The sequence below is a fragment of the Streptomyces sp. NPDC046712 genome (assembly GCF_040645695.1).
Lineage (GTDB): Bacteria > Actinomycetota > Actinomycetes > Streptomycetales > Streptomycetaceae > Streptomyces.
This window is the reverse complement of sequence record NZ_JBEYYW010000018.1, coordinates 1-24,046: the sequence shown is the minus strand read 5'-3', so window position 1 is coordinate 24,046 and position 24,046 is coordinate 1. Positions and strand designations below refer to the sequence as shown.

Here is a 24,046-nt window from a genome sequence, read left to right as displayed (position 1 = left end):
AGGGAATCCTGGACGGCGTCGACCGGATGCTGATCGCGGAGCTGCAGAGGGACGCGACGCAGGCCTACGCGGCGCTGGGCAAGGCGGTCGGTCTGTCGGCCGGGGCCGCGCACGAGCGTGTGCGCAAACTGCGCGAGCGCGGCGTGATCCGCCGTACGACGGTGGACGTCGATCCGGCCGCGCTCGGCCAGGGCGTGCTCGCCTTCGTCATGGTGGACTCCTCGGCCTGGATGGGGGATTCGGCCGAGGCCTTCGCCGCCATCCCGGAGATCCAGGAGGCGCACGTCATCGCGGGCAGCGCCTCCGTCCTCGTCAAGGTGCGCACCGCCACCACGGCCCGGCTCCAGGACGTGCTGCGGCGGCTGTACGCGATCGAGGGCGTGAGTGGCACCCAGGCGACGGTGTCGCTGGAAACCTTCTTCGAAAGACCCGTCTCGCCCTCTTGACGGAGGCGAAATAAGGAGGAAAATCCCTAATACACCAGAAAACCAGAGCGAGCCGCACCCGTCGGTGAAGACGTTCGCCGACTCGCGTGACCCACTCGCTGGCTCTGGCCAGGCCCCCGGCAGCTCCTCCCGGATCTCAGGGCTTTCAGCGACGGCTGAGAAGTCCGAGTGCGGAGATGGACTACCGGGGACTGCATGTGTGGAGGCTTCTCCCCATGTCACGTATCCGAGCGGCCCTGATCGACATCGACGGCGTGCTCACGGTCTCCTGGAAGGCACTGCCCGGTGCCGTGGCCGCCATGGAGCGGCTGCGCGCCCAGGACGTCCCCTTCGCGCTCGTCACCAACACCACCTCGCGCACCCGCGCCTCCGTCGCCGAGCGACTGGCCGGGGAGGGCTTTCCCGTCGGGGTGGACGACATCCTCACCGCGCCCGCCGCCACCGCGGCCCACCTGAGGGAGCACTACCCGGGTGCGCGCTGCCTGCTGATCAACACCGGGGACGTCCGCGACGACTTCAGCGGTCTGACACTCCTCGAGGAGGGCGGCGACGACGGCGAGGGCGCCGAGGCCGGTGCGGCGCCCGACGTGGTCGTCCTCGGAGGGGCGGGAGACGCGTTCGACTACGCCTCTCTCAACCGCGCCTTCCGTCATGTCCTCGACGGTGCGCGGCTCGTCGCCATGCACCGCAATCTGTACTGGCGCACCGCCGACGGGCTGGACCTCGACACCGGGGCCTACCTCCTGGGTCTGGAACAGGCGGCTCGCGTCGAGGCGGAGATCACCGGCAAACCCTCCGCCGGCTTCTTCGCCACCGCCCTCGCGCACCTCGGCGTCCCCGCAGGAGAGACGCTCATGGTAGGTGACGACATCGAGTCCGACGTCCTCGCGGCCCAGCGCTGCGGCATCACCGGCGTGCTGGTGCGGACCGGCAAGTACCTGCCCGAGACCCATGCGGCCGCCGACGGCGAACCGGACCACGTGCTGGACTCCTTCGCCGACCTCCCGGATCTGCCCGATCTCGTCCGGACGGGCGACGGCTGATCGTCTCCGCGGGTCGGTGTGCCCGACCCTCCCTCACCGGGCGGCGCCGGCCTCCAGGATGCCCTTGAGGGTCTGCTCGCTCTCGGGCATCTCCTTGCGCACGAACGGACGGACGACGAGGGGGACGAGCACCTTGCCGATGCCGTGGCTCTCGAAGTCGACCGAGAGCGTGAGCCGTGAGTGCTCGCCGTTGTCGATCGGCTCGATCCTGCCCTGGACGTCGCCGCGCACCGGGCCGTCGATGCCGTGGATGTGCCAACTCCTCGGCGGATCAAGGTCGATGACCTGCATCGTCGTGGTCATCTCCCGGCGCCCCATCCGCCGCGTCACGGCGACCTTCGAGCCGACGCGGATGGGGGCGTCGCTCAGGAGGCGGACCGAGACGGCGCTCTCCTGCCAGTCGGGCAGATGGGTCGGGTCCGTCACGTAGGAGAAGACCTCCGCGGGGCTGCGGGAAATGTCGATGGATTCCTTGATGGCAGACATTTCGCCCTCTTTGAATTGCTTCGATTGGCTGCGATTGGCTTCGAATTGCTTCGATTCGCTTCGTCGGGCCTGTTGTCGCTTCATACAAATGATCCCATGACTGGGGGATCGTCGCCATCGAGCCGAAGCGAGGAGCGGCACGCCCGTCCAGCGCCGAGGGCGCGTCGATAAATGCCTCGACATCGGTCGCGGTGATCGGGGAGGCTTCGCGCGATGACCAGAATCGACGACACGCCGCCCGCATGGGACGAGCGCACTCAGCTCACCACGTTTCTCGACTACACGCGTGACACCGCCCGCGCCAAGTGCGAGGGCGTCTCCGCAGAGAACGCTCGCAAGGCGCTCCTGCCGGGCTCACCGCTCATGACCATGAGCGGAGTGATCAACCACCTCCGCTGGGTCGAGTACTACTGGTTCCAGGTGGTCTTCCTCGGCGAGGAAGACCAGGGCCCCTGGACCGAGGACGACCCCGACCGCGAGATGCGTATCGCCGTCGACTTCCCACTCGCGCAGTTGCTCGACGAATACGCCGAACAGAGCGCCCGCTACCGCGAACTGGTTGCCGGGAGCGGCCTGGACGACCAGGCCAAGCGGGCCGTCCGCAACGGACTCCACGTCGACCTGCGCTGGATCCTCCTTCACCTCACCGAGGAGACGGCCCGCCACAACGGCCACCTGGACATCCTGCGCGAGATGCTCGACGGCACGACCGGCGACTAGGACGTGCCCGGACGGTCGGTTTCGTGGCGAGGACCGGACAAGTCCTAGGCGGTGCGGGCCCGGTGGAGGTCCCGTAGCAGCGCGATCTCGGCGCCGTGGTGCAGCAGTTCCTGGTGGTTCAGGCACGGATTCCGTGAAGTGGATCGTGCTGCCGTGCGCCGGTGACGCTCCGTCATCCTGGGCATCATCCTTCGGTCGTGTGAGACCTTGCCGGAGTTGGTGTTCCCGCACCTGGTAACGGTGCTGGTGGAACGTGTGGTGGTGGAGAGCGGCGTGCTGCGGGTCGCGGCGAGCACAAAGGGCGGGACGGCGGCCGCGTGTCCGGGGTGCGGGGCATCGTCGATGCGGGTACACAGCCGCTACGGACGCAGGATCGCCGATGCGCCGGTCGGCACTCGGCCGGTACTCATAGAGTTGTCGGTGCGCCGCCTGTTCTGCGACAACAGCGGCTGCGCGAGAGTGACCTTCGCCGAACAGGTCGAGGGACTGACCAGCCGCTACGGCCGGCGAACGCCCTTTCTGCAGCGCATAGTCGGTGCTCTTGGTGTCGTCCTGGCCGCTCGTGCCGTGGTCCGGCTGGGGCTGGTGCTGGGCATCGCGGTCAGCCGGATGACCGTACTTCGAGTGGTGATGGCGCTGCCGGAGCCGAACTGGGCGGTGCCGCGGGTGCTCGGAGTGGACGAGTTCGCGACCAGGAAGGGCCGCCGGTACGGCACGATCCTGATCGACTGCGAGACCCACCAGCCCCTGGACCTGCTGCCCGACCGGGAGGCCGAGACCCTGGCCGCATGGCTGCGCGAGCACCCTGGCGTCGAGATCGTCTGCCGCGACCGCGCGGCGTTCTTCGCCGAAGGCGCCCGTACCGGCGCCCCGCAGGCCCAGCACTGTGCAGACAAGTGGCATGTCTGGCACAACCTCGGCAAAGCCGTCGAACGCCTGGTCTCCCACCACCGCGTTCTCCTCCGCGACCTCGTCGAGCCGGAGCCTTCGCCCGAACCCGAACCCGAACCTGTGCCGACCTCCATCGGCCAGGAGCCATCCGAGCCCTACCCCGCGGGGAAGTTCCTCGACCGGCTCCGCGACACCCACGCCGCGGTCCACGCCCAGGTCGAGCAAGGCCTGAGCCTGCGCGAAGTCGCCCGCCGGCTCGGACTGGGCCGCAACACGGTGCGCAAGTACGCCCGCGCGGCCAGCCCGGAGGCGATGCTGCACGGCCAGTGGCAAGACCGGACCAGCAAACTCGACCGCTACCGGCCCTACCTGGAGCAACGCATCGCCGAGGGCTGCACGAACCTGGCGAGCCTCCACCGCGAGCTGCAAGAACGCGGGGCCTGCTGCGCATACAGCACCCTGCGCGACTACGTCCACCCACTGCGTCCCGGACGCCGACCCGCAGCCAACCGTCCGCCGATGGCCCGGCCTCCCTCGCCCCGCGAAGCCACCCGCTGGATCATGAGCCACCCCGACCACCTGCGCGACGACGACCAGCTGCGGCTCAAGACGCTGCTGGCCCGTTCGCCCGAGCTCACGGCCGCCATCACCCACGTCCGGACGTTCGCGAGCATCATGACCAACCGTGAAGGAGAACGGCTGCGCGGATGGATCGCCGATGTCTGTGCCGATCAGCAGTGCGGGCTGGCCTCCTTCGCCGCCGGGCTGATCACCGACCTCGACGCCGTCGTCTTCGGTATGAGCACCGAATGGTCCTCCGGACCCGTCGAGGGCCGCGTCAACGATCTCAAAGCCCTCAAGCGCAGCATGTTCGGCAGAGCGAAACTTCCACTGCTGCGCAAGCGGCTCCTCCTGGTCGCGGCCAGCCGCCGACCCTAACTTCTGGCTCCTCGGGCCTGGCGGTCCAGGTACGCGATGAGTCGTGTCTCCGAACGTAGAAGCCGTTCTCGCTGCTCAGGAGGAAGAGATGCGAGGAGGTCGACCAGGACTCGCTTCTGCGGGACCTCCACCATGTTGCCGGAGTAGATCCGGCAAGTGGAACACCAGGCGAGCCCGATACACCGCTCGAACATCGAGGACTCGGGTGGATGGAAACGGTACTGGTAGGAACTGACGGGCGTTCCGCAGTCGGCGCAGACGCGTCGATCACCGTCGGGAATCGTGTCCCAGCTCCCGACCTTTCGCCAATGCTGTCGCCCGGCCGGTGCTCTTCAAGTCGTCATGTCGAACATTCTCGCGCACAGAGCTCTGCCCAGCGCAGCGACCCGAGTAAATCTCCGACCAACCACAGAACGTAACCGACTCTTGGTCACCTTCACGGAATCCGTGCCTGAACCTTCCTGGTTGACCCACCAGACGATGTCCAGAAAGGGATCCTCCGGGTCGCTGCCGTGCGGGTACGTGCTGTGCCCCACCGTGTCGAGCGCCTTGTCGTCGGCCGCGAGCAGGGCCTCCCGCCAGGCGGCCGCCCCGGCGTCGAAGGCCTCGATCGCCGAGGCCGCGTCACCACTGCTCCGATAGTCGTCACGGGTCAGGCTGTGGCTGCCGTTGGTGTGGTCCGCACGGAGCGTCATGAGCTCGCTCAGGTGACTCAGCCGCCAGGCGATGGTGGTGAACGGCGGCGGAGCGGGGTGCGGAGGCGGGGTGGCGTCGCGGCCCCAATCGCCCACGCCCGTCAGGACGGTCGCCTGCGGGCCCGGACCGTCGACGCGGCGGCGGACCGACCAGCAGCCCGGCACCGGCTCCCAGAGGTACTCCTCGTCGGTGAGCGCCTCGACCCCGACGTCCGTACCGTTGCCGCTGTCCACGAACGGCCCCGCCATGCGCTGCCGTAGCCGGAGCCGCGCGAAGTCGAACTGGTCGAGCAGCGGGATCAGTCGGGGCGGCAAGGACATCGCAGGCTCCAGGGTGCGGGGGCAGGGCATGCGTACGCTGCCACACGGCCCCGCCGCACGGCGCCCGGATTTCCTCGCCGTCCGGCGTCAGCGGGGAACGACGGTCACCTCGGTCGCCTTGACGCCGGACCAGACGGACACGCCGTCCGCCAGGCCGAGTTCGGCCGCCGCCTGCGGGGTGATCTCGGCGACGAGGGGCGGCACCTGCTCCGAGGTGATCAGCACGCGCAGCCGGCTGCCGCTCGTCGTGATCTCCCGCACCGTGCCGGGCCAGACGTTACGGGGGCTGCCACCCGGCTTCTCGCGGTGGACGGAGACGGCCTCCGGCGCGATGATCGCGAGCGCGTCCGTGCCGGGCGACAGCGGGTCGGCGGCCACCAGGGTGCCGCCGTCGGTGAGTGCGAGACCGTCGGCGGTGGCCGTGCCGGGCCAGGCGTTGCGCCCGAGCATCCGGGCCACCCACGGGGAGCGGGGGTGCCGCGCGACCTCGGCCGGGGCGTCGTCCTGGAGTGTGCGCCCGTCCTCGAGGACGAGGACCCGGTCGGCGAGCGAGACGGCCTCGACCGGGTCGTGGGTGACGATCAGGCAGACACCGCCGAAGCCGGCGAGGTGGGACCGCAGGGTGTGGCGCACATGGGCGCGGGTGGTCTGGTCGAGAGCGGCGAGCGGCTCGTCGAGGAGCAGCAGCCGGGGGCGGGCGGCGAGCGCCCGGGCCAGGGCCACCCGCTGGGCCTGACCACCGGAGAGCTGGGTGGGCCGGCGGTGGGCGAGCGGGCCGACGCCGAGACGGTCCAGCCAGAGCCGCGCGGTGCGCCGGGCCTCGGCACGCGGGACGCCGCGGGCCGTCAGCCCGTACGCCGTATTGGCCAGCGCGGACATGTGCGGGAAGAGGGCCCCGTCCTGGGGGACCCAGGCGACGTGGCGCCGGTGCGGGGGAAGCGAGGTGACGTCGGTCTCGCCGAGCCGGAGCTCCGCGTGGGCCCGGGGGGTCAGACCGAGCAGGGCGCGCAACAGGGTGGTCTTGCCCGCTCCGTTGGGCCCGACGACGGCGATCGTGGTGCCGGGCTCCGCGTCCAGGGTGAGCCGGTCGAAGCCGGTCACCTCGGCATGCAGCGCCCACCGCTCCTCGGTCCGTACGGCGGGGGCGGCCTCCACCGGCGGTGCGGGCTCCTCGACGTCGGGCGCCGCGACGGCCCGCCGGGGCGCCGGCACGCCACCCGTCCACCGGCCGCGCAGCGCGATCAGCACCGCCATCGCGATGGCGAGCAGCAACAGCGAGACCGAGGTCGCCGCCTCCGGCTCCTCCTGCAGCAGCAGATACACCTGGAGCGGCAGCGTCTGGGTGGTGCCGGGCAGGTTCCCGGCGAAGGTGATGGTGGCGCCGAACTCCCCGAGCGCCCGCGCCCAGGTGAGGGCGGCCCCGGCGATCAGCCCGGGCGCGACCATCGGCAGGGTGACGGTGAAGAAGACCCGTACCGGCGAGGCACCGAGCGAGGCCGCCGTCTCCTCGTACCGCGGCCGCAGCCCGCCCAGCGCGCCTTCCAGGCTGATCACCAGGAACGGCATCGCGACGAAGGTCGCGGCGAGCACCGCGCCCGAGGTGTGGAAGGGCAACGTGATGCCGAACGTGGACTCCAGCCAGGGCCCGAGCAGCCCGCGGCGCCCGAACGCGAGGAGCAGCGCCACGCCGCCCACGGTGGGCGGGAGCACCATCGGCAGCAGCACGAGGGAGCGTACGAGTGCCTTGCCCCGGAACGGCACACGGGCCAGCAGCCAGGCCAGCGGCACCCCGAGCAGCAGCGAGAGGCCCAGCGCCCAGAACGACACGATCAGCGACAGCTCGAGCGCCTGGACGGTGCCCGGGCGCGTCAGATGGCTGCCGAGCTCGCCCCACTCGGTCCGGACGAGGATGCCGGCCAGCGGCAGCAGCAGGAACGCGATGGCGAGCAGGGCCGGGATCGCGAGGGCGATCGGCGTGCGCGGGCCGGTCGCGCGACCGGGAGGACGTGTCATCGCTGTTCCTGGGGTCGGGAGGTGGGTGGGGTGTGGGTGCTGCCCGTCCCCCCGGATCGGACAGCCCCCACACCCCGCGTTCCGGGGCCACGGCTGTCGGCAGCCGGCGTCCCGGTGGATCTTCCGCGCCTCTGGCGTGGACAGCCGGGCCATGAACGCGGCTGCCGCCTCGGCGTTCTCCGAGCTCTTCGGCGTGGTGGCCGCGTACGCGGCGATCGCGTCCTGGGGCGTCCAGGATCCCGACTCCCCGTCCGCGTGGTCGGCGGGTGCCGTACGGGCGGACGGCCGGGCACCGCGTCCATGGCGGACGACGCCGGTGAGCCGTGCGCCGGGTCGGCCGGTGCGATGCGGGTCGCGCCTCAGACGCGGTCGATGTGCACGCTGGTCGACTTCACACGGGCGGTGGCCTGCATGCCGACTTCCAGGCCCAGCTCTTCCACGGCCTCGCGGGTGAGCAGCGACACGAGCCGGTGCGGGCCCGCCTGGATCTCGACCTGGGCCGCGATGTCGCCGAGCTTGATCGCGGTGACGATGCCGGGGAAGGCGTTGCGGGCCGAGGTGTACGAGACCTCCTCGTCGCCCTGACCCGCCTGGGCGATCTCGGCGGAGAACGCCGCCAGATCGCGGCCGTCGATCAGACGGCGGCCGCCTTCGTCGCGATGGGTCGCGACCCGGCCGGCGTCCGCCCAGCGGCGCGCGGTGTCGGGGCTGACGCCCAGCAGACGCGCCGCCTGCCCGATGGTGTAGGACTGCATGTGCGTCACATTAGGTCGTGCAACCTCTTATCTGCAATCGAGGACCGCGATTCTCGTAGCATCTGCTGCCCTCGTTGGAGGAAGTTCCAAGGCGAAGCCGTCCGCCGCCTCCAGGAGGGCACCCGGCCGGCCCCGGCGAACGCCGGGATCAACCGGTACGGACCGAGGCCCGCCCCACCGACTCGACCAGAGGCAGCAGCCGGTGCGGAACCCGCTCGCGCAGCGCCATCTCCGTACGGGTGCGGACCACGCCCGGCAGCTGGATCAGCCGCTGGATCACATCCTCCAGATGACCGTTGTCCCGGGCCACCACCCGGGTCAGCAGATCCCCGCCGCCCGTGATCGAGAACGCCTCGACGATCTCCGGCACGGCGGCGAGCGCGTCGCCGACCTCGTCCAGATGCCCCTGAGTGACCTCGATGTGCACGAACGCGAGCACCGGATGACCGAGTGCCGCGGGGGAGAGGACCGGACCGGTGGCCGTGATGACCCCGTCCCGCTCCAGCCGGTCGATACGGGCCTGCACCGTGCCTCGGGCCACGCCGAGAATCCGCGCGTACTCGCGCACGCTGGTGCGTGGCTGCTCGATGAGCAGCCGCAGGATGCGCGTGTCGAGCTCGTCCACCGCCATGGCCTGTCGTCCTCCTTCCGGCCCGCGACCGTGCAGCAGGGCACCGCGAAACCAGCACCGTGACCACCCACTACCGGCCGTGATTCAGGGTACGCGCGAGAACGATCGGGTCCCATCTCGCCCGTCCACGACGACGCCCCCGGTGACGCGGCCTCACTTTCGCCTTTTCAGCGCACTCGCCGTGCGGGGCAGCGCATCGTCGATCAGCCGGCCTGTCAGCGCGCCGCCGAACACGACCACGCCCACGGCGACGAGCCACGTCTGGATGACGAGGAACGCTCCGAACGGGCCGTAGGTGACGGCGCTGGAGGCGATCAAGGGGGAGAAGACGAGGCGGGAGAAGATCCTCAGTCCGAGCAGTCCGACGATCGTGGCCACCGCCCCGGGAAGCAGGGCCAGCCATGTGACCCGACCGCCGAGCAGCAGCCGCTGCGACCACCAGAAGAACAGCGTGCCGCCGAGTACGGTGACGAACCCACGCCCCGGGTTCTGGTGCCACAGGGAGGTGATCGCGAACAGATAGAGCACCCCGATGAGAACGGCGAGCCACAGCACGTGCCGCCATCGGGCCCACCAGCGGGCCGGCGGCAGATTCCAGACCTTCTCGTAGCCGCTCTGTACCACCGTCGCGAACGAGAGACCGAACACGGCGAGCAGCGCGAGGCCGAATGCCGTGGTGGTTCGCCACACCTGGCCCGGCAGAGCGAACAACTGCTCGATCTCCTGCCTGGCGCCCGCCGATACGCCCAGCCCGTCCCCCAGCCACTCCGCGAATCCCCGCCCGCCCGCGGTGTCCGCCGCCGACACCACGATCAGCAGCGGTACCAGCGTGAGGAACCCGAGGGCTCCGAACCCCAGCGAACGCTGCCACAGCTCGAGATCGCTGACCCATCCCCACCGGTGTCCGGCCCGCAGGCGGCGGATCACGCTGCCTGTCCGCCCGAACGGAGACCACATGACGCGCTCCAGGGATCTACTGGTGTTTCCACGGTAGGACCGCCCCCGGCTCGGTGCCGGATGAGAGGGCGCCCGACGGGTAGGAGTACACGTGGAGGGCTGAATTCGTGGACCACGCAGACTGGCTTCTGGCAAGCGGCGAACGTGGCAATCCCGCGACGCGGCTGGACAAGCGCCGCGTGGACGGTGCGGCTTGGTCGGCGGGGAACCACGCACAGCCCCTGGTGCACGGCACCACGTACTTCACTGAGCTGTTGGCCTCCATCTCCGCGATGCGCGCCGGCGACCTGCTCCTCTTCACCGACTGGCGCGGTGATCCCGACGAACGGCTGGACGGACACGGCACGGAGATCGGTACGGTCCTGTGCCGCGCGGCCCGCCGCGGCGTCATCGTCAAGGGGCTGCTCTGGCGCTCCCACCTGGACAGCCTCCACTTCAGCGAGGAGGAGAACCGCCACCTCGGCGAGGAGATCGAGGAGGCGGGCGGCGAGTGCCTGCTCGACATGCGGGTGCGGCCCGGCGGGTCGCACCACCAGAAGATGGTGGTGCTGCGTCACCCCGGCCGACCGGAACTGGATGTGGCGTACGTCGGAGGAATCGACCTCTGCCACAACCGCAACGACGACGCCACCCACGGGGGCGACCGCCAGTCGCTGCCCATGGCCTCCGCCTACGGGCCGCACCCCCCGTGGCACGACGTCCAGCTCGCCCTTCGCGGGCCGGTCGTGGGCGACGTGGAGGCCGTCTTCCGTGAACGGTGGGACGACCCCTCTCCGCTCAGCCGCAGCCCGCTCACCCGCCTGCGTGAGCTGATGCACCGGGAGGACACCGACGCGGGCGGCCTGCCGTCGCAGGCCGCCGATCCCGCTTCATGCGGTACACACACGGTGCAGTTGCTGCGCACCTATCCGAACCGGCTGCTGCGCGGCTACCCGTTCGCGCCCGACGGAGAGCGCAGCATCGCCCGGGGATACCTCAAGGCGCTGCGCCGGGCCCGGGCGCTGATCTACATCGAGGACCAGTACCTGTGGTCGCCGCGCGTGGTGGCCTGCTTCGCCCAGGCGTTGACCCGACACCCCGGACTGATGCTGGTCGGCGTCATCCCTTCCGTCCCGGAGCAGGACGGCCGGCTCACGCTTCCCATGAACCTGATCGGGCGGATCACCGCCCTGGAAGCGCTGCGCCGCGCCGGCGGGGACCGGGTCGCGGTGTACGGAGTGGAGAATCACGCCGGAACCCCGGTGTACGTGCACGCCAAGGTGTGCGTGATCGACGACGTGTGGGCCTCCGTCGGCTCCGACAACATCAACCTCCGCTCGTGGACCCACGATTCCGAACTCAGCTGCGCCGTGCTCGACGAGAGCCGGGACCCGCGGCAGCCGCACGACCCCGGAGGACTCGGCGACGGCGCGCGTACGTTCGCCCGAGAGCTACGTCTGAAGCTCATGGGCGAACACCTGGACGCCCCACACGCAGCGGCTCGATGGACGCCGGACGCGCTGTGCGACCCGGCGGTCGCCTTCGGCGCCTTCGAGGAGGCGGCCGCCGCGCTGGACGCATGGCACGCGGGCGGCCGCCGTGGTCCCCGTCCGGCAGGCCGGCTGCGCCGGTACGTTCCCCCGGAGCTGCCCCGGACGCAGCGGGTCCTCGCGACCCCTCTCCACCACGTTCTGGTCGACCCGGACGGCCGCCCGCTGAGACTGCGGCGCCGCCATGCCTTCTGACGAACGTCACTTCGTCAAGAGCCGGTTGAAGAACGACCGGTACTGCCGCAGGGCCATGCGCAGGCTCTCGGTGTCGACTCCCTCGCCCTGGTTCCACTGGCCTTCCAACGCCTTCTTGTGGTCGGCGAAGTTCTCGGCAAGGGTCCGCATGACGTCCGCGACCAGGCCGTCGGCCGCCTGGACGGCCTGTTCCGGGTCGTCCACGAAATCGTTCTGGATCTGGTGCCAGCGGGATCGGTAGGCGTCCACGTCCCGCACGGACAGCAATTCCTGCTCGTCGCCGTCGATTTCGCCACCGGTCCCGCTGCCGGTCGCGCGTTCGTCCCGGGTGCCACGATCCCTTTCCGTGGTGACCTGGTCCGCCGGGGTGTCGGTTCCCTCCTCCGTCCGGAGCGGCCTCTCGTCGGAGGTGCGCGTCGCTTCACCCGGGTAGACGGGTGGCCCCGCGTCGCGCCCGCCCTCGGGCTCCAGGTCGCGTGAGCGGGCTATGTCCTCGGTCGTCAGATCGCTGCCGGTGGCCCGATCCGGTATGTCGTTGTGAGGCATGACGCTCCCTGTGCTCCACTCATGTCCGAGCCGGTCCGGACTGGTGTCCGTCGGCGAGCAGCTCGTCGAACAGGGCCCGGTAGTGCACCATGGCCCCTCGCAACTGCTCGGTGGTCGCCTGGCGACGGGTGCTCAGCGAGTTGACCTCGTGAGCGGCCCGGTAGTGCTCCAGGGTGCGGCCGTGCTCGACGGAGAGGTCCCGTACCTGCTGGTCGAAGTCCTCGGTGGGGTAGCCGCGGGCCCGCATGAGGGACGTCACGAGTCGGTCGGCGTCGTGCACGGCTTCCGCCGGGTGATCGACGAACTCCTCCTGAACGCCGGTCCACTCGTGCGCGTACCTGTCTCGTTCGCTGCTCGTCAGAGGCTGCAGATCGAGCGAGTCATGGCGCCTCTCGCGCTCGGTGAGGTCCTGCTCGGCCGCCCTGCGGCTGCCGGCGTCCTCGACGGTCCGCTCGTACTCGGGGCCGAAACGTTCGCGCAGACGGCCTCGCCGCCGCATCGCCACAATCGTGGCCACCGCGATCAGAGCGATCACCACCACGGCGGGGATGATGATGGCCAATAGCGTCCCAGTTGACATCGGGGCGGCCCCCTCGGTCGGTTTCGGATACGCCTTCAGCCGCGCTGCTGCCCCCACGACCCCATCCGAAACGACCCGCCCAGGGACGGCGACCGGGCGTCACTCGCTCTCGAACCGCATCACGCCCGCGAGGGCCGCCTGCATCTTCGCCGTGCTGCCTGCGTCGGCGCCGATGACGGCGTACTGCCAGGAGCGTTCGTCGTCGGGGGAGTCCGCGAAGAGCACCACCCCTTCCCCGCGGTCCGGTGTCCACGCCAGGCCCTCCGCCTGCACCAGATGCAGCGCGTCCGCGAAGGTGAGGGGCAGGCGTGATCTGCGCCTGCCCAGGAGCCACGCGGAGGGGGTGACGCCTGCGCGGGCGCAGAGGCGGTCCACCATCGCGTGGGGTGTCGTGGTGGCGGTGCGGCGCACATTGCTCTCCGTGGCGTACAGGGTGCCGTCCGAGGCCAACAGCGCGTCGATCCCGTACGGTCCCGCGTACCCGTGCGCCGACAAGTACCGACCGAGCGCCGCCCCCCAGTGGTGCAGCTCCTGGGCGGCGATGTCGGTGGCTCGGTCCAGGGGTGACACGTAACCGGCGTACGAGCCTGCCACCGTGTGCATTTCCCCGGTGAACAGGGCGCGGGGGCCGCTGGGGAGGGCCTCCATCTGGACACTGACCGAGCGGGCGTCCGGGAGCCGTTGCTCGACCACCCAGTCGCCCTTCGGGTGGGCCCCGGGCGACGCGAGGGATGCCGCCCAGTCGGAGTGCGCGCCGGAGACGAACCTCAGACCGTGTCCGCCTGCGGAACGATCCGGTTTCACCACCACCTCTCCGTACCGGTGCAGCATCGTGGAGACGGTCCTGACGAGCTCCTGTGCGTCGCAGACGCACCCGGGCGCCGTCCGGATCCCCAGCTCGGCGGCAGCGGCGCGGAACCCCTTCTTCGTGTTGAGCCGGTAGACCGCTTCCACGGCCCACGGCGGCACGCCCTCCGGCCCGTAGGGAGCCACCGGCAGGCCCAGGCGGGCGGCGAGCTCGACGGTGGAGCTGTCCAGGGCGAGGGGGAGGAGCCGGGCGCCGGGGCGCTCGGCGCCCAGCGCGCGGACCGTGTCCGTGAGGCCCGCCCGGTCGAGGGACTCCGCCATGGGCACACCGGCTGTGACGGGGACGGTGATCACGGTGAGGGTGGGGGCCGGGACACCGAGGAGGTCGCAGGCGTAGCGCGTGAACTCCGGGCTGAGCGGCACAGGCGTCAGCAGTACGTCGCCCGGCCGCATCAGCCAGATCTTGCGGCGGGCCTGCCGAGCCCAGGCGAGCAGCACCTGGTGCGCCGAGAGGTCCACCGCGACGTCGGAGAAGAAGTTCGCGTAGACGATCAGCGGTCCCCGGGGCTGTTCCATGCCCCCATGCTTGGGCCCTGCGAGCGGGACCGCACGTCCGGGACGCCATCCGTCCGGGTCGCCATCCGTTCCGGACACGATCCACTCCGGTACGCGTGGGGCGACGGGGTACACGTAGGACATGCGTGACACAGTGCTCGACCGCCAGGGACCCCCGCTGCCGCGTGAGCGGGGGCCCATCTCGGCGGCCGTCATCGACCGCCTCGCCACCCGATCACCCGTTCCCGCGCTGCCGACGGTGGACGCGGATCCCTACGGAGACGATCTTCACCTTGCCCTGTACGTCTGCTACGAGCTGCACTACCGGGGTTTCGCGGGAGTCGATCCCCGTTCCGAATGGGATCCGGAGCTGCTCGGACTGCGACGGGAGCTGGAGGACCGCTTCCTCGGCGCCCTCCGTGCCGACGCCTTCCGCCACACGACGGTGGCCGACGCCCTCGGAGACCTGTTGGTGGAGCCGCTGAACGGAAGCGGCGTTTCGCACTTCCTGAGGGACCAGGGCGAGCTGTGGCAGCTGCGGGAGTACGCGACCCTGCGCTCGCTCTACCACCTGAAGGAGGCGGATCCGCACGCCTGGGTGCTACCCAGGCTCTGGGGCCGTGCCAAGGCAGGGATGGCGGCGGTGGAGTTCGACGAATACGGCGGGGGCCGGGCCGAACGCGTCCACGCGAGGCTGTTCGCCGCACTCATGACGGATCTGGGCCTGGACACGGCCTACGGCCGGCATGTCGACGCGGCACCGGCGCCGATGCTGGCCGTCGTCAACCTCATGTCGCTGTTCGGGCTGCACCGTGCCCTGCGCGGCTGCCTCGTGGGCCACTTCGCCACGGTGGAGATCACCTCGTCGCCCGGGTCCGCGCGGCTCGCCGCGGCCATGCGGCGCACGGGAGCCGGCCGTGCGGCGGAGTTCTTCTACACCGAGCACGTCGAGGCCGACGCCGTACACGAGCAGGTCGTCCGGCGCGAGGTCGTCGGGGGGCTGCTCGAGGAGGAGCCGCACCTGGAGGCCGACATCGCGTTCGGCGTCGACGCCACGGTTCACCTGGAGGACCGCCTCGCCGCGCACCTCCTGGGCGCGTGGCAGGACGAGCGGTCGTCACTCAACGTGGTCGGTCGGTGAGAAGAGTGATGCGCCGCCGCATACGATCGTCGGGATGCCCATGAAACTCATCGCGCTGCCGGGTGTCTACTCCCCGCAAGACGACACGGCCCTGTTGGCGGGGGCACTGCATCGCGAGGTGCTGCCACCGGGGGCACGGGTCCTCGACGTCGGTACGGGATCCGGAGCTCTCGCCGTGGCCGCGGCCCTGCGCGGCGCCGAGGTCACGGCCGTGGACATCTCTCGTACGGCCGTCTGGACCGCCCGGCTCAACGCACGGCTCGCACGAAGGCGGATCCGGGTTCTGCGCGGGGACCTGACGGCGCCGGTCAGCGGAGGGACGTTCGACCTCGTCGTGAGCAACCCTCCCTATGTCCCCGGCCCGTTCGACGCTCCGCCTCGCCGGGGGCCCGCGCGGTCCTGGGAGGCCGGGCGTGACGGTCGGCTGATCCTCGACCGCATCTGCCGGGAGGTTCCTCGACTTCTCCGGCCCGGTGGCGTGTTCCTCCTCGTGCACTCCGCGCTGAGCGGCGAGACCCCCACGCTCGCGGGCCTGCGGGCGGCCGGCCTGAGGGCCGAGACCCTCGAGCGGGCGGCGGTGCGATTCGGTCCCGTACTCAGGTCCAGGCAATCGTGGTTGTGCCGCGAAGGATTTGTACACCCGCGCGACGAGTCGGAGGAGCTGGTGGTCATCCGTGCCGAACGAACCCGCTGACGCCGTGCGTCGCATCACCGTCCAGGCCGACGGGCCGATGCTCGTCGAAGGTCCCGTGGAAGTCGCCCTGGAGGACGGCACCGTCGTGACCTCGGACCGGTTCTGCGTCGCGCTCTGCACCTGCCGCCGCAGCCGGCGCTACCCCTGGTGCGACACCAGCCACCGGCGAAGAACACGGCCGGGCACTCGGGGAACCGAGGAGGGGGCCTCGGACCCCGACTCCTGAACTCGGGCGTCCGGGCGTCACACCGGTCCGGCGAGACGCCCCTACGGCAGCGGTGTGCCGCCGGTGGCGTTGACGATCTCGCCCGTGATGTAACTGGCCTGGTCGGTCGCGAGGAAGACGTAGGCCGGGGCCATCTCCGCGGGCTGGGCCGGCCGGCCGAGCGGTGACTGCTTCCCGAATTCGACGGTGTCCGGCATGGTCGCCGGGATCAGCGGCGTCCAGACCGGGCCCGGTGCCACCGCGTTGACGCGTACGCCGTCCATGGCGACCATCTGGGCCAGCCCCTGGGTGAAGTTCACGATCGCGGCCTTCGTCATGGCGTAGTCGAGAAGATGAGGGCTCGGCTTGTAGGCCTGAACAGAAGCGCTGTTGATGATGCTGCCGCCCTTCGGAATGTGCGGCAGCGCCAACTTCGACAACCAGAACATGCCGTACAGATTCGTCTTCATGACCCGGTCGAACTGTTCCGTGTCGATGGCGGCGATGCCGTCCGGCTGCGACATCTGATAGGCGGCGTTGTTGACCAGAATGTCGATGCGCCCGAATTCGCTCACGGCGCGCTCGATCAGAGCGCCGCACTGCTGTTCCTCGCGAATGTCACACGCGATCGCCACGGCCCTGCGGCCGGCATCCGTCACGAGCCGGGACGTCTCCCGGGCCTCGTCGGCTTCCTCCGGAAGATGGGTGAACACCACGTCCGCGCCTTCGCGCGCGTACGCGAGAACGACCGCTCGGCCGATGCCGGAGTCGCCGCCCGTGACCACGGCGATCCGCCCCGCCAGAAGCTCATGCCCCGTGTAGGACGTTTCACCGTGATCCGGGGGCGGGTCCATCGGTCCCGTCCACCCCGGATGCTCCTGGTGCTGATCGGGGAAGTCCGGTCGCGGGTGAGCCGTGACCGGGTCGCGCCCTTCGTGTTCCTGTCCTGCCATGGTGGCTTCCCGACCTCTCCGGGGTTCTGAGTCAGTGGCCGAGCGGCGTCTTCACCTTGCGACGACCGGGGGAACCCGGCAAAACGTGCGCCGCCGAACGGGGCCACGGTGAGTGGCCGCGGAACGCGTCCGAAGGGACGAAGTGTGCGGCCATTCGGCCTTGCGGCCGCGACTCGGAATCGCACACGGGCATAAGAGGGTGGTGTCCCTTGATCCGGGCACCATCACGTACACGCGAGACTGAGGAACCCCGTTGGATCGGAAGACGGTCGGCAAGCTCTTCAGGCGGTTCGGGAAGACCGTGGGGCCGCAGCTGCTCGGGGGCGCGACGGCGATGGTGGTGCTGTCCGGGTGCGGTGCGCCGGCGGCACGTCAGGACGGGGCTTCCCGGGCGGGCCGGGAATTCGAGGAGGCGCTTGCCACCGGCGACTACGCCACCGCCTGCGGACTTCTGGCCGTGGAGAGCCGTGAGCAGCTCGAGGAGAGCGAGAAGAAGCCCTGCGGGGAGGCGCTGGGGTCCCAGGACCTGCCGCGGGGCGGACGCGTTCACGGCGTCGACGTCTACGGCCGGCAGGCACTGCTCCACATGGGCGAGGACATCCTGTTCCTCTCCCAGTTCGACGGCGGTTGGAAGGTCACCGCCGCCGGATGCGTGCCGGAGCCCGGTGACGAGCCGTACCGCTGCGCACTGAAGGGAGCCTGAGCATCAGAACCATGTTCTCGGCCTTTGTGCTGCTCATGCTGGGGAGCCTCGCCTACTTCACCGCGATCGGACTGATGCACCGGTGAACACCGAGCCCGTCCGAAGGGCCAACTTCTGGCGAGACAACAGCCTCACCCTCGGATTCGGCATCGCCTTCGTCGTCGTCCTCGCCGCCCAGGCGGTCGCCGGCCGGGCCGAGTACAACGAACAGCTCGCCGTCGAGGGGCTGCAGCAGATCGGGCTCGGCGACTACCTGATGTCCTCGGATTTCGCCGTCGACGTCACCGAGAACTGGCAGTCGGAGTTCCTGCAGTTCTTCCTCTACGTCTTCGGCACCGTCTACCTCCTCCAACGCGGCTCACCGGAGTCCAAGCCGATGCACAAGTCCGGGCCGGAAAGCGACCGCGAGCAGCGCGTGGGTGACCACGCACGACCGGAATCGCCCCGCTGGGCCGGTACCAAGGACTGGCGGCAGGCCGTCTATTCGCGGTCCCTCGGTCTGGCCATGGCCTGTCTGTTCCTGCTCTCCTGGCTGGCGCAATCCATCACGGGCGTGGCCGCATTCAACGAACTGCGGCTGCGTCAGCTGCAGGCTCCGATCAGCTGGACGTCGTATCTGGCCTCGGCCGATTTCTGGAACAGGTCTCTGCAGAACTGGCAGTCGGAACTCCTGGCGGTGGCCGCCATGGCCATTCGCTCCGTCTACCTCCGCCAGCGAGGCTCGCCGGAATCCAAGCCTGTCGGAGCCAGCCACACCGCCACCGGCGTCGAAGGCTGACGTCGGAGGGCGCCGGGCCGACGGGTGTCCGGGCCGCCGGGCGTTCGGCAGCTCGGGCGTCACGACGCTGTGTGACGCCCGCCGTCGCTCGGCAGATGGTAGAGGGCGAAGGCCTTCCCGATCACCGGCTGGGCCACGTTGCGTACGCGTATCCCTCCGGCCGTCATGCCGTGCTCCGTCCCCGCGTGGGCGTGGCCGTGCACGGCCAGGTCCGCTCCCACCTCGTCCATGGCCTCCGCGAGGAGGTAGCTGCCCAGGAAGGGGAAGATCTCCGGCGGCTCACCCGCGAGGGTGTCCGGCACGGGGGAGAAGTGGGTGAGGGCGATTCTGATGCCGCAGCCGTCGGCAGTGAGATCCGTCAGCGCGCGGCGCAGACCGGCGGCGCTGCGCCGGGTCGTGCGGACGAAGTCCTTCATCTCCTTCTCGCCGAACTCACCGGCGCTGCGTCCGGCGAAACCGCCGCAGAAGCCCTTGGTGCCGGCGATCCCCACGCGAGTCCCCGCCACGCTCAGCACGGTGGCGGCACCTTCGAGGACGGTCACGCCCCCGTCCGTGAGCGTCCTGGTGACCGCGTCCTGCTGATCGGAGTGGTAGTCGTGATTGCCGAGTACGGCGATCACCGGTACGCCGAGGTCGCGGACCTCGTCCGCGACCACCTCCGCCTCCTCCACCGTCCCGTGACGGGTCAGATCGCCGGCGAGCAGGAGCAGGTCGGCGCAGTGCGGAAGGGTCGCGAACGAGGGCCGCAGGAGACCATGACAGTCCGGCCCCAGGTGGATGTCGCCGACCGCCGCCACCCTGACGACCCCGGCGGTCCCGGTTGTCTCGGCAGGGGACGTCACGGCAGCTCCTCGGAACGATCGGCGGGATCGGTGCTCGCGACGGCGAGGTCCGCGAGCACCGGCAGTCCTCGCAGCTCCGCTTCCGCGAGCCGGAGGATCTCCTCCCGACGGGTCGCCGTCGCCACGGTGCCGGCCAGCAGCACCGCGCCGCCCCGCATCTCGATGCGTACGCCCAGCTCCGCCATCTCCTCGCGCGCGAGAACGTCACGGAGATGGGCGATCCGGTATTCGCTGTCGTCACGGCTTGTCATGGGTTCCGTCCCTCCGAGGGATGACCTCGAGCCGCTCCAACAGGAACAGGAAGGCGTCCGGCATGGGCTCGCTCCCGTGCTGCTCGCGCAGCAGATCCCAGTCGACCCGTTCCCGTAGCCCGCGGGCGACCGGGAGGAGGGGGCTGAAGTCGCAATGGTGCTCCGAGAGCGCCGCCAGCAGGCTGGCGAGCAGGTCCGTGGGGGCGAGTACGGGCATGTGGACGGAGTCCACCGGAAGGGCCCAGGCACGGTCGAGCAGCTCGGAGGTGACCGGTCGGTTCGCCAGGTCGAAGATGAAGTCGATCTGCTCGCCCTGCGAACGGGCCTTGACGAGCCAGTCCTCTGGCGGCTCGAGGACCTCGATCCCCTGCTCGCCCAGCTGCTGCACGACTGCTTCCGCGTCCTCCCGGCGGACGGCGAAGTCCGTGTCGTGCTGGAGCGCGATCGGGATCCCGTGCGCGTAGACCGCGACGCTGCCGACGAGCGCGAAGGGAAGACCGGAAGCCTTGAGGAGCGAACCGACCTCCTTCGTCACCTCCAGGATCGCCTGTGTGTGATCCGGCGGGAGGTCGTCGACCATCCGTGGCTCGGCCTGTGCGCCCCGGAATGTTTTCATCGCGGTTTCTCCGTCCAGCCGTCGTCAGTGGCGGAAAGGGCGTGTACCCAGTCACCGGCCGGGGACACGGGCCTCGGCGAAGCTCAGTCGTACGGTGGGTTCATGGAGGCCCTGCCCGCTCCCGTGCCCGAGGCGCCGATCATGTTCGGCGCGCAGATGCCCCCGGGGGAGCTGCTGCCGTGGACGTGGGCGGTCGAGCGGCTGACCGCGGCCCGGACCTACTGGATCGCCACCACCCGCGCCGACGGCCGACCGCATACGCGTCCCGTCTGGGGCGTCTGGCTGGAGGACGGCCTCTGGTTCAGCACCGGGTCCGTCGCCCGCCTCAATCTGCCCCGCAATCCGGAGATCACGGTGCATCTGGACGACGGGGACCGGCCGGTGATCGTCGAGGGCAGAGCGACGGCGTTCGCGGGAGCGGCCGCTCTGGCCCGGTTCGTGGCCGCGTACAACCCGAAGTACGACTGGGACATCGCCGCGACCGACGAAGGGATGACCGACGGCTCCGGGGCTGCCGGGCCCGTCTTCAGGGTCCGGCCGCGGCTGGTCTTCGGCTGGGAGTCGGACATGCGGGCACCGACGCGGTGGCGATTTCCCGACAGGTAGCCAGGATGGTCCGTTGGCCCCGTCCTGGTCCATTCGCGGGCAATCGGTTGGGCCAATGGCCCAGTCACGCGGGGTTCTGTTGAGCCACAGCGTCCCTTGATGGTTCTCTTGCTGTATCCACGTACAAGCGGCGCCGCGCAGCGCCGGACGGCAACGAGGCCGGATCCGGACCGCGGCGCCTTCGCCGTGCCCGCGAGATCCCGCCCCCACCCCGGCGGTGAGCGGCCGGCGCGCACCACGTAAGGGGGGCGGCACACCGCCGTGAAGAGGATGTTCGTTGCTCCGGATCCGGGGCGCCTGAGGCTCAGGAACTCGCTGCGCGCCGTTGTCGGCGTCGGGCTCGCCGTCGCCGTGGCCGAGCTCTGCGGGCTCTCGCTCACCGCCTCGATCACCGGCGGCCTCGCGGCCCTGCTGGCCCTCTTCACGGTCACGGACGCGAGCGTGCGCGCCCAGCGCGTGACCACGGCTCTGCTGCCGGTGGCCGGATTCCCGGTCCTCGCCCTCGCGACCACCCTCCATGGCCTCAACCTCGCCCGAGACGCGGCTTTCATCGCTGTCGTCTTCTGCGGGGTCTACGCACGCCGCTGGGGCCCGCGCGGACACGCGCTCGGGATCTTCGCGTTCATGAACTTCTTCATCACGCAGTTCCTGCACGCCGTCCCGGAGCAGCTGCCGGAGCTGTACGCCGCCGTCGGCCTCGCTCTGGGCGCCGCCGGCCTGGTGCGCTTCGTCCTGTGGCCCATCGAGCGCTACTCGCCCCCTCCCGCCGCGCCGGCCGGGCTGCCCGGCACGGGATGGGCCCGGCCCACCACCCGGCAGGCGTTCCAGGCGGCTGCCGCGTGCGCGGTCGCGCTCGCCGTCGGGCAGTTCATCTCGGACGACCGCTGGTACTGGGCGGTCGGCACCGCCTGGTGGATCTTCGTCAACACGACGTCCCGCGGCGAGACCCTGGTCCGGGGCTTCCGTCGAGTGCTCGGGACGGTCATCGGGATCGTCGTTGGCCTGCTGGTCGCCGTCCCCCTGCATGGGGCGCCGGCGCCGACAGCCGTGCTGGTCGCCCTGTGCGTCTTCGGGATCTTCTACACCGCCCCCGTCTCGTACAGCTGGATGATGCTGGCGGTGACCGTGATGGCCGGCCTGCTCTACGGCCTGCTGGGCGTCCTGGACGCGCAGCTGCTGGTACTCCGTCTGGCCGAGACGGCCGTGGGTGCGGTGTGTGCCGCGCTCGCCGTCGTCGTCGTCCTGCCCGTGACCACCCACGCGACGAACCACGCGTGGATCGAGCGGGTACTGCGCTGCGTCCACGCGTGCACGTCCGCGGCCGCCGCGCGTCTGGCCGGCGCCGCGGACGCGGACCCCACGCCGCACGCCCAAGAGCTGGAGGTGCTGCTCGGGCGGGTGCGGCTGTCCCTGGCGCCTCTGGTCCACCCGCTGAGCCCGTACCGCGCACGCAAGGCGCGTGCCCGCCGGGTGCTCGCCCTGCTCGACGAGTGCGCCCACGAGGTGCGCGGGCTCGTCTCCGTGGCCTCGGACCCGGACGCCGGCCACGACGCCCGGCTCGCCGCCGCCTGCTGGCGCGTCGAGGCCGCGGTCGAAGCCCTGACCGCCCCCACCAGTGACTGGATGAAAACACGCGAGGGGGCTGCCGCGGCGAGTACGGCCCCGCCCACCGGCGCGCCCGCGCTGGTCCACGTTCAGGGGCTGGAGAGGGCGCTCGCCGAACTGGGCGAGCCCCTGAGGACGTCCCCGCGCTCGCCGCTCGTCAACTCCTGATCCGGCGGCGCCTCCGGCCGCCGGGGCCTCTCGCCCCGCACGTCCCCGCGGCCGCCAGGAACGGATCCCGTCCGCCGCTTGATCCAAGTTGGTCTAGACCGCCTGCTAACGTCGGCTCCGACGACGCGGGCGGTCGGTCGTGACCGTCCGGCGGAGAGGGGAGACGGCATGGACGGCACAGCAGCGCGGGGACCCGTACGGGCCTTCATCGGATCGTTCACCTCGGCAGGCGGGCGCGGCGTCCTCGCCGCCGACGTGGACGCGTCCAGCGGCGCGCTGACCGTCACCGGCGCGACCGCCGCGCTCGCGGAACCCTCGTTCCTCGCCCTCGCGGGCACGGTGCTGTACGCCGTCTCCGAGGTCGAGGAGGGCGCCGTGGCCGCCTTCGACGTGAGCGGAGCCGTGCCCCGGCCGATCGCCGCTCCCGTGGCCGTACACGGCGCCGGACCCACCCACCTCGCCTTGGCCCAGGGTCACGTCCTTACGGCCAACTACGGCTCCGGCAGTGTCACCGTCCTGCCCGTCGGCCCGGACGGCGCGCCCGGCCCGGCCACCGGCGGCGCTCGGCACGAAGGCTCCGGACCGGTCGCCGACCGCCAGAGCGACCCGCGCGCCCACCAGGTCCTGCCCGCGCCCGGCGGGCCCTGGGTGACCGCGGTGGACCTCGGCACCGACTCCGTACGGATCTACGCCCTCGACCCCGGCTCCGGGACGCTGCGCCCGCACGGGGAGACCGCCCTGCGCCCCGGTACGGGACCGCGCCACCTCGCCTTTCACCCGGCCGGGACCCACGCCTACGTCCTGAACGAGCTGGAGCCCACCCTCACCGTCTGCCGCTGGGACGCGACGGCCGGCGTCCTCGAACCCCTCGCGGAGACGTCCGTGCGCCCCGAGGGCGCCTCGGGACCGAGCTACCCCTCCGAGGTGGTCGTCGCCCCCGACGGCCGCTTCCTGTGGGCCGCCGTACGCGGCGACGACAGCATCGCCGTCCTCGCCCTCGACCCGGACGGCGAGAAGGCCGCCCTCGTCGCCACCGTGCCCTGCGGCGGGCACTGGCCGCGCGACCTGGCCCTCGACCCCTCGGGGCGGCGGCTGTACGTGGCCAACGAACGCTCCGGCGACGTGACCTGGTTCGACATCGACGCGGAGAGCGGCATCCCGCGTCCCGCGGGCGCGATCGACGCCCCGGCCGCCTCCTGCGTGGTCTTCGGCTGAGTCCGCGGGAGGCGGTCCACAGGAGTCGGTCCGAAGGAGTCGGACACGGGGGTCCACACGGGTACGACGCATACGGGAGGGCCCGCACCGGACATACACAATTGACGATTAATCGGACATAACTGGCGATTTTCAAGGGAGTTACCGGGGAAACGGAAGC

General features: G+C 70.9%; 27 protein-coding genes. 13 read left to right on the top strand and 14 right to left on the bottom strand.

All coding sequences use genetic code 11. The features are described 5' to 3' along the window. Nucleotides 1-8: 8 nt before the first annotated feature. Nucleotides 9-446, top strand: a complete 438-nt coding sequence (locus ABZ939_RS23040; protein ID WP_361858560.1) for an Lrp/AsnC family transcriptional regulator — start codon at nt 9-11, stop codon at nt 444-446. Between the two features lie 215 nt (nt 447-661). Then, nucleotides 662-1,489: an HAD-IIA family hydrolase gene (locus ABZ939_RS23035; protein WP_361858201.1), complete on the top strand. Its 828-nt coding sequence runs from the start codon at nt 662-664 to the stop codon at nt 1,487-1,489. A 33-nt stretch (nt 1,490-1,522) separates the two neighbouring features. On the opposite strand, the gene ABZ939_RS23030 is transcribed toward ABZ939_RS23035, so the two are convergent. Further along, complete coding sequence (locus tag ABZ939_RS23030) at nt 1,523-1,975, bottom strand: SRPBCC family protein (RefSeq protein WP_361858199.1); 453 nt, start codon at nt 1,973-1,975, stop codon at nt 1,523-1,525. Between the two features lie 213 nt (nt 1,976-2,188). Here ABZ939_RS23030 and ABZ939_RS23025 point away from each other — a divergent pair, with 213 nt between their 5' ends. After that, nucleotides 2,189-2,695 (top strand): DinB family protein, encoded by a 507-nt coding sequence (locus ABZ939_RS23025; RefSeq protein WP_361858196.1) that lies wholly within the window; start codon nt 2,189-2,191, stop codon nt 2,693-2,695. A 44-nt stretch (nt 2,696-2,739) separates the two neighbouring features. Here the strand turns inward: ABZ939_RS23025 and ABZ939_RS23020 are convergent, their stop codons facing one another. After that, complete coding sequence (locus tag ABZ939_RS23020; RefSeq protein ID WP_361858193.1) at nt 2,740-2,871, bottom strand: hypothetical protein; 132 nt, start codon at nt 2,869-2,871, stop codon at nt 2,740-2,742. Between the two features lie 31 nt (nt 2,872-2,902). Here ABZ939_RS23020 and ABZ939_RS23015 point away from each other — a divergent pair, with 31 nt between their 5' ends. Then, entirely contained in the window at nt 2,903-4,525 is a 1,623-nt protein-coding gene (locus ABZ939_RS23015) for an ISL3 family transposase (protein WP_361858190.1), read from the top strand. A gap of 332 nt (nt 4,526-4,857) precedes the next feature. On the opposite strand, the gene ABZ939_RS23010 is transcribed toward ABZ939_RS23015, so the two are convergent. The 5 genes from ABZ939_RS23010 to ABZ939_RS22990 all read right to left on the bottom strand — a co-directional run bounded on the left by ABZ939_RS23010 (nt 4,858) and on the right by ABZ939_RS22990 (nt 9,897). Further along, a complete protein-coding gene (locus tag ABZ939_RS23010; protein ID WP_361858188.1) occupies nt 4,858-5,541 on the bottom strand; it encodes a DinB family protein in 684 nt (227 codons plus the stop codon). Nucleotides 5,542-5,628: 87 nt separating this feature from the next. After that, the gene (locus ABZ939_RS23005) at nt 5,629-7,554 is read right to left on the bottom strand and encodes an ABC transporter permease (protein ID WP_361858185.1); all 1,926 of its coding nucleotides are present in this window, start codon (nt 7,552-7,554) and stop codon (nt 5,629-5,631) included. A gap of 359 nt (nt 7,555-7,913) precedes the next feature. Beyond that, nucleotides 7,914-8,309, bottom strand: coding sequence for a helix-turn-helix transcriptional regulator (locus tag ABZ939_RS23000; protein ID WP_361858182.1), 396 nt, complete (start codon nt 8,307-8,309; stop codon nt 7,914-7,916). Between the two features lie 148 nt (nt 8,310-8,457). Beyond that, on the bottom strand, nt 8,458-8,940 hold the full coding sequence (locus ABZ939_RS22995) for an Lrp/AsnC family transcriptional regulator (protein ID WP_361858179.1): 483 nt from the start codon (nt 8,938-8,940) through the stop codon (nt 8,458-8,460). Between the two features lie 153 nt (nt 8,941-9,093). Further along, nucleotides 9,094-9,897, bottom strand: a complete 804-nt coding sequence (locus ABZ939_RS22990; RefSeq protein ID WP_361858176.1) for a ribonuclease BN — start codon at nt 9,895-9,897, stop codon at nt 9,094-9,096. A gap of 179 nt (nt 9,898-10,076) precedes the next feature. On the opposite strand from ABZ939_RS22990, the gene ABZ939_RS22985 reads away from it, so the two are divergent. Beyond that, entirely contained in the window at nt 10,077-11,621 is a 1,545-nt protein-coding gene (locus tag ABZ939_RS22985) for a phospholipase D family protein (RefSeq protein WP_361858173.1), read from the top strand. Nucleotides 11,622-11,627: 6 nt separating this feature from the next. Here the strand turns inward: ABZ939_RS22985 and ABZ939_RS22980 are convergent, their stop codons facing one another. The 3 genes from ABZ939_RS22980 to ABZ939_RS22970 form a co-directional block, all read right to left on the bottom strand. Then, a complete protein-coding gene (locus ABZ939_RS22980; protein ID WP_361858170.1) occupies nt 11,628-12,167 on the bottom strand; it encodes a hypothetical protein in 540 nt (179 codons plus the stop codon). A gap of 19 nt (nt 12,168-12,186) precedes the next feature. Further along, nucleotides 12,187-12,747 (bottom strand): hypothetical protein, encoded by a 561-nt coding sequence (locus ABZ939_RS22975; protein ID WP_361858167.1) that lies wholly within the window; start codon nt 12,745-12,747, stop codon nt 12,187-12,189. A 99-nt stretch (nt 12,748-12,846) separates the two neighbouring features. After that, nucleotides 12,847-14,130: a peptide ligase PGM1-related protein gene (locus ABZ939_RS22970; RefSeq protein WP_361858164.1), complete on the bottom strand. Its 1,284-nt coding sequence runs from the start codon at nt 14,128-14,130 to the stop codon at nt 12,847-12,849. A gap of 121 nt (nt 14,131-14,251) precedes the next feature. Between ABZ939_RS22970 and ABZ939_RS22965 the strand changes: the two genes are divergently transcribed. The 3 genes from ABZ939_RS22965 to ABZ939_RS22955 are packed head-to-tail and all read left to right on the top strand — an operon-like array spanning nt 14,252 to nt 16,170. Continuing rightward, entirely contained in the window at nt 14,252-15,250 is a 999-nt protein-coding gene (locus ABZ939_RS22965; RefSeq protein WP_361858161.1) for an iron-containing redox enzyme family protein, read from the top strand. 40 nt (nt 15,251-15,290) lie between these two features. Then, nucleotides 15,291-15,944 carry a HemK2/MTQ2 family protein methyltransferase gene (locus tag ABZ939_RS22960; protein WP_361858557.1) on the top strand — a complete coding sequence of 218 codons (654 nt, stop codon included), beginning with the start codon at nt 15,291-15,293 and terminating at the stop codon, nt 15,942-15,944. Beyond that, a complete protein-coding gene (locus tag ABZ939_RS22955; RefSeq protein ID WP_361858158.1) occupies nt 15,925-16,170 on the top strand; it encodes a CDGSH iron-sulfur domain-containing protein in 246 nt (81 codons plus the stop codon). The genes ABZ939_RS22960 and ABZ939_RS22955 overlap by 20 nt, the downstream gene beginning before the upstream one ends. 41 nt (nt 16,171-16,211) lie before the next feature. On the opposite strand, the gene ABZ939_RS22950 is transcribed toward ABZ939_RS22955, so the two are convergent. Further along, nucleotides 16,212-17,102: an SDR family oxidoreductase gene (locus ABZ939_RS22950; protein WP_361858155.1), complete on the bottom strand. Its 891-nt coding sequence runs from the start codon at nt 17,100-17,102 to the stop codon at nt 16,212-16,214. 253 nt (nt 17,103-17,355) lie between these two features. Between ABZ939_RS22950 and ABZ939_RS22945 the strand changes: the two genes are divergently transcribed. Together ABZ939_RS22945 and ABZ939_RS22940 are read left to right on the top strand one after the other, a co-directional pair. Further along, complete coding sequence (locus ABZ939_RS22945) at nt 17,356-17,805, top strand: hypothetical protein (protein WP_361858152.1); 450 nt, start codon at nt 17,356-17,358, stop codon at nt 17,803-17,805. A gap of 82 nt (nt 17,806-17,887) precedes the next feature. After that, nucleotides 17,888-18,583 carry a DUF6766 family protein gene (locus tag ABZ939_RS22940; RefSeq protein WP_361858149.1) on the top strand — a complete coding sequence of 232 codons (696 nt, stop codon included), beginning with the start codon at nt 17,888-17,890 and terminating at the stop codon, nt 18,581-18,583. 59 nt (nt 18,584-18,642) lie between these two features. Here the strand turns inward: ABZ939_RS22940 and ABZ939_RS22935 are convergent, their stop codons facing one another. From ABZ939_RS22935 to ABZ939_RS22925, 3 genes are read right to left on the bottom strand one after another with little or no spacing between them, the layout of a single operon-like run. Beyond that, nucleotides 18,643-19,425, bottom strand: coding sequence for a metallophosphoesterase (locus ABZ939_RS22935; protein ID WP_361858146.1), 783 nt, complete (start codon nt 19,423-19,425; stop codon nt 18,643-18,645). Beyond that, a complete protein-coding gene (locus ABZ939_RS22930) occupies nt 19,422-19,676 on the bottom strand; it encodes a hypothetical protein (protein ID WP_361858143.1) in 255 nt (84 codons plus the stop codon). Before ABZ939_RS22930 ends, ABZ939_RS22935 begins: the two co-directional genes overlap by 4 nt. Further along, complete coding sequence (locus tag ABZ939_RS22925) at nt 19,663-20,292, bottom strand: nucleotidyltransferase family protein (protein ID WP_361858140.1); 630 nt, start codon at nt 20,290-20,292, stop codon at nt 19,663-19,665. Before ABZ939_RS22925 ends, ABZ939_RS22930 begins: the two co-directional genes overlap by 14 nt. Before the next feature lie 102 nt (nt 20,293-20,394). Here ABZ939_RS22925 and ABZ939_RS22920 point away from each other — a divergent pair, with 102 nt between their 5' ends. From ABZ939_RS22920 to ABZ939_RS22910, 3 genes are all read left to right on the top strand, one after another. Next, nucleotides 20,395-20,898: a pyridoxamine 5'-phosphate oxidase family protein gene (locus ABZ939_RS22920; RefSeq protein ID WP_361858137.1), complete on the top strand. Its 504-nt coding sequence runs from the start codon at nt 20,395-20,397 to the stop codon at nt 20,896-20,898. A 270-nt stretch (nt 20,899-21,168) separates the two neighbouring features. After that, nucleotides 21,169-22,671, top strand: coding sequence for an FUSC family protein (locus tag ABZ939_RS22915; RefSeq protein WP_361858134.1), 1,503 nt, complete (start codon nt 21,169-21,171; stop codon nt 22,669-22,671). Between the two features lie 168 nt (nt 22,672-22,839). Beyond that, nucleotides 22,840-23,886 (top strand): lactonase family protein, encoded by a 1,047-nt coding sequence (locus tag ABZ939_RS22910; protein WP_361858131.1) that lies wholly within the window; start codon nt 22,840-22,842, stop codon nt 23,884-23,886. Nucleotides 23,887-24,046 lie beyond the last annotated feature (160 nt).